Annotated in this window: 7 protein-coding genes and 1 pseudogene; 2 read left to right on the forward strand and 6 right to left on the reverse strand. The window is 36.5% G+C overall.

What is annotated here, in order from left to right; translation table 11 throughout:
• Positions 1 to 132 precede the first annotated feature (132 nt).
• The gene (locus HT99x_RS04395; protein ID WP_075066858.1) at positions 133 to 1,665 is read right to left on the reverse strand and encodes a catalase; all 1,533 of its coding nucleotides are present in this window, start codon (positions 1,663 to 1,665) and stop codon (positions 133 to 135) included.
• Positions 1,666 to 2,147: 482 nt separating this feature from the next.
• On the opposite strand from HT99x_RS04395, the gene HT99x_RS04400 reads away from it, so the two are divergent.
• Positions 2,148 to 2,465 carry a hypothetical protein gene (locus HT99x_RS04400; protein WP_075066857.1) on the forward strand — a complete coding sequence of 106 codons (318 nt, stop codon included), beginning with the start codon at positions 2,148 to 2,150 and terminating at the stop codon, positions 2,463 to 2,465.
• 32 nt (positions 2,466 to 2,497) lie between these two features.
• Here HT99x_RS04400 and HT99x_RS04405 read toward each other — a convergent pair whose 3' ends face one another.
• Both HT99x_RS04405 and HT99x_RS04410 read right to left on the reverse strand, forming a co-directional pair.
• Positions 2,498 to 3,913, reverse strand: a complete 1,416-nt coding sequence (locus HT99x_RS04405; RefSeq protein WP_075066856.1) for a cytochrome P450 family protein — start codon at positions 3,911 to 3,913, stop codon at positions 2,498 to 2,500.
• Positions 3,914 to 4,226: 313 nt separating this feature from the next.
• Positions 4,227 to 6,392, reverse strand: a complete 2,166-nt coding sequence (locus HT99x_RS04410) for a hypothetical protein (RefSeq protein ID WP_075066855.1) — start codon at positions 6,390 to 6,392, stop codon at positions 4,227 to 4,229.
• Between the two features lie 352 nt (positions 6,393 to 6,744).
• Between HT99x_RS04410 and HT99x_RS04415 the strand changes: the two genes are divergently transcribed.
• Positions 6,745 to 10,620, forward strand: a complete 3,876-nt coding sequence (locus HT99x_RS04415; RefSeq protein ID WP_075066854.1) for an ankyrin repeat domain-containing protein — start codon at positions 6,745 to 6,747, stop codon at positions 10,618 to 10,620.
• Between the two features lie 260 nt (positions 10,621 to 10,880).
• Here HT99x_RS04415 and HT99x_RS04420 read toward each other — a convergent pair whose 3' ends face one another.
• From HT99x_RS04420 to HT99x_RS04430, 3 genes and pseudogenes are all read right to left on the reverse strand, one after another.
• A complete protein-coding gene (locus HT99x_RS04420) occupies positions 10,881 to 11,084 on the reverse strand; it encodes an IS110 family transposase (RefSeq protein WP_075066853.1) in 204 nt (67 codons plus the stop codon).
• Positions 11,085 to 11,169: 85 nt separating this feature from the next.
• Positions 11,170 to 11,562: pseudogene (locus HT99x_RS04425) on the reverse strand (catalase); the annotation flags it as partial.
• Positions 11,563 to 11,877: 315 nt separating this feature from the next.
• Positions 11,878 to 13,242 (reverse strand): hypothetical protein, encoded by a 1,365-nt coding sequence (locus HT99x_RS04430; RefSeq protein ID WP_075066852.1) that lies wholly within the window; start codon positions 13,240 to 13,242, stop codon positions 11,878 to 11,880.
• Positions 13,243 to 13,292: the final 50 nt, after the last annotated feature.

Consider the following 13,292-nt stretch of genomic DNA (forward strand, 5'->3'; position numbering starts at 1 on the left):
ATGGTACTGGATTTACCATATTAATTTTACTGGATGAAATGGCGGTTTTATTGATGTTCGAATAAGGGGCCAGGTATACCGATGACCCTAGTCGGTATACCTGATCTTTTTTTTAGGAAAAGGGACGCATGATTACACGGGCAAAGCAGCAGGACTGTCTAGCGCCGGATCCGATTTTTTAGATTCCAAAGCTTCGTTCAGGTTTAAACCCAAAGCTTTGGCGACTCCAGCGCCATACTGCGGATCAGCCGCGTGGCAGTTACGAATGTGGCGGAATTTAATAAATTCCAATGCATCACCCATGGCCCGCGCTGTATTCTCAAAAAGCACCTGTTGCTGAGCAGGCGTCATCAATCTAAAAAGTGCGCCAGGCTGCTCGAAATAATTAGCGTCATCCTCGTTGAAGTTCCAAAAATCGCCGTTGCCTTTAATGGTTATCGGTGGTTCTTTGTATTCTGGCTGTTGCTGCCACTGCTTGAAGCTGTTTGGCTCGTAATGAGGGAGGCCGCCGTAATTGCCATCGCTTCGACCAGTTCCATCGCGATGATTGCTATGAACTGGGCAGCGGGCAGCGTTCACTGGGATCTGATGATGGTTAACGCCGAGCCGGTAGCGCTGTGCATCGCTGTAAGCAAACAAACGAGCTTGAAGCATTTTATCTGGGCTCACGCTAATGCCGGGTACGAGATTACTCGGTGAAAATGCGCTTTGCTCGACATCCTCATGGAAATTTTCAGGGTTACGATTCAGTTCAAAAACACCGACTTCGATGAGTGGATAATCTTTTTTGTACCAAACTTTTGTCAAATCAAACGGGTGAAGTCGATAGCCGTCGGCATCAATCTCGGGCATCACTTGGATGAACATCGTCCATTTCGGAAAATCTTTGCGTTGAATGGCAGCAAAAAGATCGCGTTGATGGCTTTCGCGGTCTTTCCCTACCAGAGATTCAGCTTCTGCATCCGTTAGATTTTCAATTCCCTGTTGCGTTCTGAAATGCATTTTTACCCAGAATCGCTCATTTCTTGCGTTAATAAAACTATAGGTATGCGAGCTAAACCCATGCATGTGACGATAGCTTTTGGGAATACCACGATCACTCATCACAATAGTCACTTGGTGAAGGGCTTCAGGTAAAAGGGTCCAAAAGTCCCAATTGTTGGTGGCACTACGAAGATTCGTCTTGGGATCGCGCTTAACCGCTTTATTGAGATCGGGAAATTTTCTAGGATCGCGCAAAAAGAAAACGGGCGTATTATTGCCAACCATATCCCAATTGCCTTCTTCAGTGTAAAACTTCAAAGCAAAACCGCGAATGTCTCGCTCTGCATCGGCAGCACCACGCTCGCCTGCTACCGTTGTGAAGCGAGCAAACATTTCTGTTTTCTTACCTACCTTTTCAAAAATCTTCGCTTTTGAATACTTTGTAATATCATTGGTGACTGTAAAGGTACCGAAAGCACCGGAACCTTTGGCGTGCATTCTGCGTTCAGGAATATTTTCCCGATTTAGATTGGCAAGTTTTTCTGTTAACCACACATCCTGCATCAGAAGGGGACCACGAGGCCCGGCTGTCATACTGTTTTGATTATCGGGAACTGGAGCCCCGAAATTAGTTGTGAGATGACTGACTGAGGATTTCTTTTCTTTTTTTGAGTCTTCCATGAGATCTTCCTTGTTACTGTTAACTAGATGAGATACGTGATATCTATCATGCACCAATAAAAGGGGGCAGGTATACCGACTGAGGTATCCCCACGAAATTTTTTGGTCATTGCGAGCAAAAGACGCGGGGAAAACGTAAAAAAATGATAAGCCCTAACGTCTTTTGCGTGGCAATCTATCTGAGTATTTATCTTACAGAGTTCCGTAAGAAATATATTCAGATAGATTGCTTCGCTTCAGCCGTGTAATTTTGGTGTTTTTTCAATCTATTACAGCGGCTTCTGCTCGCAATGACGATACTATCTAGTAATATTCGTGGGGATACCTCAGGGTATACCGATGACCCTAGTTAGATACTCTGGATAAAGAAGGGGAATCAGTATACTTGTCCCCTTTATTTTATAAGCATTTTTCCGATAGTAATTAAAAAAACATACATGTAGCCTGCTAAATTTGTTACGTATGATGAAGAATAGACCATTATGATAGGTAATAATATAAGACAGAATGATGATCCATCATCTGAAGAGTTAGATTATCCCTTGGAAAACCTATTAACCAAAGTAATTGGCCGATTAACCGTCATGACGGGATGGTGTTTTATTTCAGTAGAGGCTTTCATGAATGCTAATCCATGTGCGTTAGTAGTGGCTGCCTATGGCGCTCATGAAGCGACGGATTGTATTGATGCAACTGCAGATACTTGCTGCCCGCCTATCAGGCGTCAAGCCACATATCGTCCAATTGAAATGGATTTGCTAGAAACAGGTAGAAAGCAAAGGGGCCAGGTATACCGATGAGGCCCTAGTTAGACTATCTTGATGAAGAAAGGTCATCGGTATACCTGGCACCTTTCTTTACCTTTTAGTTTTCCAATCACTAGCTGAGTTTCTACCGTTGTTAAAGGGCGATAAAAGGCATCTTTTGCAAGCGACTTACGCAGAATTTTGCGTTCTTCTTTGGTTAAATGGACTTCGTTATACTTGGGAAACCACCACATCATGGCGTAAAAGTACTTTCGTGTCATTTCTTTTGCAGGACATCGACGAAAACTATTTTCTGCTCCTTGAGCTAAAGGTTTTTTTCCAAAACCATATTCATCTCGCATCGGGTTAAATTGATTAGGATTACTCCATTCTGCTGAACGAGAGATAGCGTACTGTGGCACAATCGCTAGTGATCTGGGAGGAAGCGTAAAATCGTCTAAAATGCGCATGTCATCACCCCAGCTCAATATTTTATTGGCAATCAAATTATTATTGATTCGCGGTATGACAGGGGCAACAGACCAAAAACGTAAAACTTCCATATGGAAACGGTCAAAGATTTCTGAATGTTTTAATATATAATTGAAACCTTCTTCAGAATTTGCAGAAATCTGATGGTAATGGAGTTCCCTTTTAAGACGCTTTCGTTCCTCAATGATTTTACTCAACCATTTTTCTTTTGCAAAAACAACAGTGAATAAGCTAATCATGGCTTTAGACATGTTTTCAAAAAAGGCAAAATAAGCTGCTATATTAATATTTTGGTCAGAATGTAAATGTAATACTCTGGGTTGCTGATTTTTGTGAACATTCTTCAGTAAATCAGGTTGCTCAAGACTGATATTTTCACGCTGCTGATGTAGGATTTGTGATATGTGTTGAAAAGCCTCGACATTTTCTCTTAAATCATGTGCGCTAAATTGCTGTGGATTGCCCCAAATCTGCTCAAATCGTTCAATGAGCGGAAACAGTTCATTGGGGAGAGCATCTAAGGAGAATAATACCGAACCCAATATAGAAAAGGCTTGCATGCTTATATTGAATGGCAAGTGTTGCCCTGGATGCCACGTATTGGGTAAATGTTGACAAGATTTTTTTATGCTTATCCATAATCGGTATGAGTTCTGGTGTAAGGTTCTGATAAGTTGATGTTTTTCCTGTTGTGATTCAGGAGACCAATCACTTGCATTAATTATTGGAAGTTGAATGAGTCCGCCTAAAATCAAATAGGCTTCACGCGCATTCACATCACAAAAATTTTTAATACTCTCAGCATTGTGGGTAAGGGAAATTAGGCTAAATCCTCTGATTTTGAGAATGCGATTATTAATAATATATAAATCTTTAATAGCAAAGCCATCTTCCGATTCAAATGCTGCGCTGGTTAAATCCTCTAAAAGGTAATGCCATAAAGGATCTTTACCTGCTGGTGCAGTAATACCATTGCGTTTCAAAAGCCAATAAATATAGCGGAATGCCATTTTATATTTGAGTTCCCAAATATAATACCACGGCTTTGAATAAGTTATTGTATTATAGATTTTTTTTAAAAAAGACATTTTTTGTTTTCGTTTTAGGTAACTGAATCTCAAGCTTTATCGAGACTCAAGACGTTTCTGCTAGAAAAGCTTTTAGCTTTATTCGTAACAGAATAAGTTCTGAGGGGATATAAGAAAAAGTCTTAAGTGTGAATGTAAAAGGGGTCAGATACTCTCTTGAAAATCAAATTGACCTTTTGATCCCGAATGGACCACAACATCTACTTGATTTTCAAGAGAGTATCTGACTCCTTTTTTATTTTGGTGTTACATGAACTGTTGGTGTAGCTTCATTGTCATTAGATTGAGATGGTGATATGGATTGAGATGGCGTTGTGGGGTGCTGACTTTTAAAATTTTGTAACTTGGGAGTAAAGGATGCCCTTCCCGTATTTAAATGTTGAGGTTCATGATCATTACGAATGGGATTCTCCGCAGTGCTTTGTAGTTGTGTAACATTTTGTTCCTTTTCTGAACTTTGTATCTTTACTTGTTTTTTTGCTTTACGATGGACTTTCATATCATGACTTAAATCGGGAGACACACTCATTCCAGCTTGATCTAATGTATTATCAACCTTCATTTTTGAGTCATATTCTTGTTTTCCTATCACCATGGAATTTCCCAATGTACCTACTGTGAAACCTATACTCACTGCACCAAATACAGGTAAGGCAGCGGCACCGACCCCAGAGGCTGCTAATCCAACGGCCGTGGCAGAAACTGCAACGTTTCCAAGGGAAAGACCTATATTGGCAAATCTTTTTTTACGGATTGCTTTAAGTGCATGCAATCTTTCTTTCTTTTCGATTAAACCAAATACACCTTCATGACGCTTCAAAAAATTATTCATTAATTGTATTTGATGTTCTTTTTTAAATACTTTTTTCTTCTGTGACCGTTGCTGTTGTTTTTCATAGGCATCTTTGCCAAAAAGTGTTTTGTACACATTTTTCTTAATTGATTTTGCGATGGAATGTCGTGATTCTTTAATATCTTTTACTGCTTCACGGTTAGTTGCTGATTTATTTTTATCTCCTAAATCTAGTTTAGGAGAAGAAAAGGGTTGAGGTTCAGTCTTTGCTAATTCTTCTTCTACGATTTTTAAATTATTGGTGCTTTGTTTAACGTTCTCAAATTGCGCACTTAGCATTTTTGCCACTTTTTTATCTTTGGGAGAAGATTTTCCCAGATCTGATAATACGTCTTGGCATTCTTTACATCGATCCCATAATATTGCAGCATTTTCTGGGTTGAATTGATTGGATTGTTCTTTTATGTGCTGCAGTGCTAGTTCAATTCTGTGTTTTGCAAGGCCTTCAGTAAGTGTGGGTAATAGCGTTTCAATTTTATCAATTGAATTTTCAATACGAACTTGATTTGCTCTTTTTGCCGCTATTAATTGTTCAAATTTTGTTTCATTTAAAAAATGATTACCCATTTGCACATAAAGCTCTTGAAGCTTTTCTTGTGAAATATCTTTACCTTCCATCATGCTGGAAAGATTGTCTTTTACATGAGTTGGTAAATCTTGAGCATGAACTTTATTTTGCACCTCACGATATTGTTCAATCGCATTTTTTAATTTTTTAGGAAGTTTAATATGATCGAATCTAATTTGATCAACTGCATGTTCATAAGTTTGATTTTGCTTTTCTATCTGTGAAATTTGCGCTCTTACTGCTATTAACCCCTCATGTACACTCAAGTCGGGTTGGACTAATTTTGATACTATTTGGTTATCTAAAGAATGCAATAGTTCCTGGTTAATAGGTTTACCTTGGCTGAATTCAGTAATTAATTGATTCGCATGCTCAACCATTATCTTTTGTTCTTCCAAAAACTGATCTTGGTCATGGTTATTAATTTTATCTGGCGCTTTCAGATGCATTAAGTTTTTTCTCAACTCATAAAGCGCTGTATACATTTCTCGCTGCATAGTTGCATAAGCCATAACCGTTTCTTTTTCACCGGGTGAAATAGCCGCTTTGGCAAGTTGTTTCTCAATCTCTGTAAAGGTACCAATTTGATGATTAAGGTTACGTCGTTCACGGCCATCTTGATATAAATATAATGATTCTCTGGTTAAACCCGCTAATCCAGCTGCAAGTGTAAAAGGCGGTACCATTGTACCAACTGCTAATAAGCCTCCTACTACGCATACACCAGTGAGTACAGCAGCTGTTCCTATACCAATAGAGAGTAAGATTTTTTGAGGAGTATTAAGATTTTTTTTTCGAAGAGAGTCAATGCCTGCAAATTTTAAAACAGCCGTGTTTGCTCTAACTGATAGACCGCCTGCCACCTTCATTAATTCTCCGATTCCAGTGCCAATTTTAGAATCAGAAATATCTTGAAAAGAATCTTTTATTCCTTCCCAGGCGGTTTGTCTTTTTTGAGCGGAAGTTGTCTCATTTGGCATTTTAAAATAGATCCAATTTGCCATTCTAATTTAAATATATATGTTATTAGCGCAATAAAATAGTTTTATGTAGATGATATCTCGCAAGTTAATGATTATTTTAATAATTCTTAAGATCTTATTCAGACGAAACGGTGACCTATTACTAATCTTTTGCTCCCATTTTATTGATGGTTTTAAGCAATAAGTGTAAGAGAAACAAAGAAGGGGTAGATATATTGATGACTGGATGAAGAAAGGTCATCGGAATACTTGACCCCTTATTTATAAGGTGTAAGTAATAATTAAGTGATTGAACTGTTTCTCGATTTTTAGATACTAAAAGACATTAGAGTTTGATGAGTATTTGGTAATGTCAGAAGAATTGCATGATTTTATCGCAGAAAACAGTGATAGTTTGCAAGCATTATTACCGGGTTATGATTTAGCTACACTTGTCAACCAGCAAAATTCAAACGAATTAAAGTCTTATCTCCTTTCTGGCAGAGAGGGTATGCGTGTGATTGATAAGATTATTGAACCCTCTAAAAACTTAGCAGACGCTGCACTAAAAAAACATTTTTTAGTGCAAATGGTCAAAAAACTATTACCTGAAGATTGGAATGAGATTATAAGAGATAGTGCGCTGATTGATAAATATTTTAAAAACGATTTACAACCTGATTGGTTGATAGAATGCTTAATGTCAAATTTGCCAAATAACAATACAAAAATAGCTATATTAACAAAAAAAGTTACGTATCAAGGGTATGATACAACACTTGCATTAACCGACAAAATACCTTTTGAAAAAATATTAGCCATTATTCACTCCTTAAATGATGATGAAAAAAAGAAAGTGATATTAACTCAAGCATCTGATTTTACTTTGCTGCACAGAGCTGAATATGATGGAAAACTTGATTTGTTATTAGATTCAATAGAAAACCCTGAAATAAAAATGGATCTGGCTAATTTTTTAAGACCATTTAAGACAAGGCGAGTTTCCACACATTTTCTTGGATTAAAAGAACGAGGGCAAACTTTTAATTATCAAAATAATCAAAGTAACAAAATAGATTCTCAGAATTTTATTTTTTCAGGGATGAGGCCGCACGAGGCAATCAATGTATTTAATGAATCGCTCAATGACTATCAACCATCTGATGATTTTTTGACAGAATTTGATGAAATTAAAGATGCCTTTAATCATATTGATTTTTATGCTTCTTTAGGTGCTCAAGTTAAAAAGCATGATGATTATTATAAGAAAAATAAATTTGTTATTCTTCCCAGTGGTTGGCGAGGCCATTCTATTACGATCGCAGCGACTAATGAATTTTTAATAGTTGGCAACCGTGGTCAAGGTTTACATCCAAAAGGGGGGTGTATAATCTATCCTTTAGTTCATCCATTAACGAAAGAAGATATCAAAATATTTTGCGGAAAAAGTAGCCAACAAGTCATAGAGCAGCATATTCGTAATATTGTGCAAAAAGATGATATCGAACAACCTGTTATATTCCATGCTTTTCCATTAAAAGCACAGAAATATGGTACTTGCGCAATTGCTAACAAAAAAGCCGCTATCGCTGGCTTACTCCCATTGTTAAAAGCACAAAGATCAACTCAAGTGCTGACAGCATTTGCTAGTGATTTGCTCAATGAAACGAACCAGGAATATAAACGTTTTACTTATGCTACACGATTGTCGAGGTTGCAAGAATTATTAGATGAGTTAAATAGTGACCAATCTAATAAAAAAATGCTTTTAGAAGGAGTAATTGATTACTGCAATCAACATCTTGATTTCAAAAGTGAGCTTGAAGAAAAGTTAATTCAGCAAATGGTTCATGCTGTTCCAGAAGCATCATGGGAAGATTTTTTTAAGCAACTATCATTGGAAGCAAAAATAACAATCCGCCACCTCAAAAATTGTGCAATGGGAAGTTCTTTGCCCCCATTTATCAAAGCGTTGGTCAATAAGGAATCTATTATAAAACCTGAAGTTTTCGCTTCATTGTATGAATATCTTGAACAAGCACACCCGGGTGAATTTGAAGCATTTTTAAGTTATATCGTTGATAAGAGAGGGTTGCGAGAAACACCACTAATTCTTGCAGTGAAGGCGGGAAATTTGGATTATGCGAGAAAAATTATCCAAAATAAAACTGAAATTGAGAGTGAGGTTTATAGTGTTGCATTAGATAATGCACAGTGGGATATCGTTAAATTACTGATTGAGAACAATATCAAAATTGATAATATAGTTTTGACTAAAATACTGCAATCTGAAAATCATGAAATAATCAATAATCTATTTACTAAACATCCAGAGTTAATAAAAAATGCTATGTGCTATGCAGGTAATTGCAGTTGTGACTTAGCAGCGTTTTTGCTGGAGTGTGGTGCAGATGTTAATGCAAGCGATCAATCTGGTAAGACACCCTTAATGGCCGCGATTGAAGCGAATAATTCTCTTCTTTATCATTTTTTAATTGCAAATCGTGCTGACATCAATATACAGACAGCCAGAGGCACACCGTTGCGTGTTGCATGCAACAGTTTAACTGAAGAACACAGTGATATTTTCCTTCATTTGATAAGTCAAGATGCAAAAATGCCACCTCTTCGGCGCCGAGGTAGGCTTGAAATAATTAGCGATGTACTCTTGCATACAGCTATACGACTCAATCTAACACACTATGCGCAATCTTTGATTGCTACAAGTGATGAGATTATCACTCAATCCTCCCATGAATTACCTCCATTAATGCTTGCAATTAAATATAATAATATTGAACTTGTTAAGAGTGTACTTGAAAGAATAAATGAATTATGTGGTGAGGATAATCTCGATGAAAAGATTGAAGGCATGATTCAAGACGTGAGCGATGGCCTTCCTTTTGCCATAGAAAATAAACATATTGAAATCGCAAAATTATTTATTAATATGATTGCTGGAGAAGTTGTTATTTCAGACCGAGAGTTAGTCGCCATAATAGAGAAAGCAATAAAGTTAAAGCAAAGTGATATTGCTATTGAGATGTTAGAAAAATTCTCAAATATCATTCAAAGTGACTCTGCCTATAAAGAAATGTTAAATTTGGCCATTGAAAATAATGCTATTGAAGTTGTCAATAAGCTATTGGAAAAAAGAGATCCTAACACGCTATCATGGGGAACTTATGAGGATCCTCTGAATGCAATTCTCACCCAGGAAAATATGGATATGATGCAAGTTTGGTTTGATAAATTTCCTGATTCTATTCGCAATTCGCTATTATATGGTTCAGTTTATAAGAATAATGATCTCGCCATGTTTTTAATTGAAAATGGCGCTAATATTAATGCTGTTGGTGAAGAGAGATTAACACCGCTTTTGCTAACCATTATCGATGGCAATCATAAGTTTTTTAAAGAACTTCTTAAAAGAAAAGTCAATCTTAATCAAGATGGTTTTCGTGTATCAGCGTTGATACTTGCATTAGAAAATAAGAGATGGGAAATGGCCTATCTTCTCATCAGAGAAGGTGCTCATATTGAAGTAGATTCAGATTTTATCAAAAAGCACTTAATGACCATCATTAAAGAGGCTAAACTATTTCCCAATATTGCCATTTCGTTAATAGCACAAATGTCTGAACAAGATATTAATAGTATTATGGATGAGCATCAATCTACGGCGTTACTCTTGGCAGCGGAAGAAGGGCCTCCCTCAGTGGTTAGAGCGATTCTTGCTAAAAACCCTAATATCGACTATCAAAATGCATTAGGTAATGATGCTTTAATGTGTGCAGTAATGTCTAATCAAAGAAATATTGCATTAGATTTACTCAGAAATGGAGCAAAGACAGTTAGTACGAACACAGAAAATAAAACCCCACTGATGCATGTGAATAATCTAAAGCTGGCAAAAGCCCTGATTGCACGAGGCGTTCCTATTGAACAATGTGATAAAAATGGTCAATCTGCGATCTATTATGCGCTTCAAAATGGTAGAGTTGATATTATTAGTGAATTAATTGAACATACAACCGATAGTTATCTATATGATGAATTTTCTAAATCTAGCACTTTGAATCTTTTTAATAAATTACCCCATAAAGCGCAAAATGCGATACTTAATTCTTTGAGGGAAAAATTAACGGATGACCAACTTGATGCGCTAAAATTGACAAATCCCGAGTCAAAAAATGCAAGAAATGGTATCACTAGCACCAGTGGCATGATGAGACCAAGAAGCTAGCATATCTGCCCCCCTTATCTCTGGTTGATTAGCATCAAGCCATGCAGCTTAGGTAGTACGAGACGATTGATACGATATGAGTTAATTTATAAAGTTCATTAGAAACTAGGTTTTTAATATGGGATAATTTAGATGCTTTTACCTTAGACAAGCATCAAGAATTTCAAAATGGAGCATTTCATTGAAAAAAGGAATTTTACTTAGCCTCTTGCTTGTAATAGGCCAAACACAAGCACATCAGGTTATTGAAGGTCAGCATTTTATATTTTATGACTCCAGTCTTCTGGGCTCATTGTTTCGCAAAACCGAGCTATTAATGATGCATCAGACTTATCTGTTTTTGTTCTAATTAATTCACTCATGGCAAAACCTTTAATCCTTGCTGGATTAACAGTGCTTACCTTAAAATGATTATCAATCAGAAATTCGGCTAAGGGTTCGCCATAGGTGCTGGTGGATTCCATGTAGGTATGTAAATAATCAACTTTTATTTCTGAGCCAGGAAATTAGGTGATTAAAACCTTCGGCATTATTTGCAAAAATGTTTGAAAACTTCAAAACAAATCCACGAACGTCACGTTCTGCGTCGGCGGCACCACGCTCGCCAGCTACCGTAGTGAGGCGGGCAAACATTTCTGTTTTCTTACTCATCTTTTCAAAAATCTTAGCTTTGGAATATTTTGTAATATCATTAGTGACGGTGAAGGTACCGAAAGTACCAGAGCCTTTCGCATGCATCCGACGCTCAGGAATATTTTCACGGTTTAGATTGGCAAGTTTTTCTATCAGCCACACATCTTGCATTAGAAGTGGAACACGAGTGCCGGCTGTCATGCTGTTTTGATTATTGGGAACCGGAGCTCCGAAATCAGTGGTAAGATGGCTAACTGGATACTTTTTTTCTTTTGGGTCTTCCTTGAGATACTCCTTTTTTATTGTCATAGAGGAAATACGTCACCTCTATCATGCTTGATGCAAAGGGGGCAAGTATACCACTGTGTGACTAATTTAGATTGTATTCATTGAACCAGGGATTGTACTTTAACTTTATTTTCGACTTATTCGGTTGGCTTTGAGCTTCTACTGTGCTTGCTACAATAGAAAAGGGTGCTGAGATAATTAAGCTGATAATGGCGGATAATTTTAAGATCTTCCTACTTCACCTTCTTAATTGTTCATTCTATCCTATTTCTACCATAATAGAATTTAATGAAGATTTGCCGTTCAGACCAGTAAACGGCAAAGATTTCTTAAAATTTATCTTCTTGCTCTTTGGGTTTTTTCTACCCGTATTCTTGTTTTCGCAATAGGAGTAGATTTATTTATATTTCTTTTTTGCATATTAAAAGCAAGTGTGACACTGGAAGCCCTTTTTCCTTTTAATTCGATAACTTTACGCATCTCATCAAATTTTTGCTTCATGTTATCCCGCTTATTTATAATATATCCTGTTTTCTTATATCTTTTTTCTAAAATATCGATGGCTTTGAGGACAGATTCCTGTTTCCCTTCAGGTGTTAAATAGGGATTGTTTTCTAAAGCCGCTCCTTTATTTGCAAAATGTTGCATCATAGTAGGATTAACAAAAATAACTGCTAATGCAAAAATTAAATCAAAATTATTTTGATAGAGATAGCCTGCTAATTCCAAATGATTATCTGTAACAATTTTTCTTGTAACTCTTCCTCTTAAACATGATTGAATTTCTGTTAATGACATATTTTTATTTTGTAAATATTGGGTGATTTCTTTATCAGATTTTTTATCAAGTTGGTAAAACACTTCCGAAGCTAACTGATTTTGCTGAGCTAGTTTATATCTATCAACAGAAATTTGGTGTGAGACATTTGCAATATGATATCCTATTGCACCAATAATGCCGAATATGGATGCAATTGGAAAAGAGGCATGCATTAACAGCAAAGCTACTACTGCGATAGAGGCAACCACAAAGGAATGGATATTGTTGCGAAAAAACAACCGATTCAAAGAAGGAATTGAAATCCCTCTTTTAATGTTATTTTGAGTTTCTTCAAATTCTTCATAATGACAAGGAAGTTCATCTTTGTCATTTCTGAGCGTAATATCCATACCTTTTTTAATTAAAAGAACTGCTATTTCTTTACGTTTACTAGCATCTTTTATTTTGCCAACGTAATGTAATGGTGTATTGCCTTTGGTATCTTTAAAACTTGCTTCAAAAAATAACGAAGATTGAACAATAGCCTTTATAACTGGCAAATTTTGACGTTTGATAGCTTCAATTAATGGACTTTGTTTAACTTCTTCAATTTTGTCCCATCGATGTAAGTGAATGTTTGAATATAGCTTCTGATAACAGTTTTCTTTTAACTCTGTTATATTAATCAATTCCTCTATGCTGCTTGGTTTAAGACTCTCGTATGCACGTAATGCAGTGTGATTTTTAGAACGATAATATATTTCTTCTTCACGTTTTACTAAATATTCCACGATATCTGCATGGCCTGCTTTAACGGCGACAAGCAAGAGGTTGCCTTTTTGCACATCATAATACGTTGTATGATCATTGCTTAATAAGCCTTTTAATTCTGTTAAGCTATTATTTTCAACAGCAGCATAAACTTTCTCTTTTTTTCTCATCGCACAAAACCTTATATTCTTTTATACCTAAATAATGCAAACAGATGCTA

The sequence above is a fragment of the Candidatus Berkiella aquae genome, from assembly GCF_001431295.2.
Taxonomy (GTDB): Bacteria; Pseudomonadota; Gammaproteobacteria; order Berkiellales; family Berkiellaceae; genus Berkiella; species Berkiella aquae.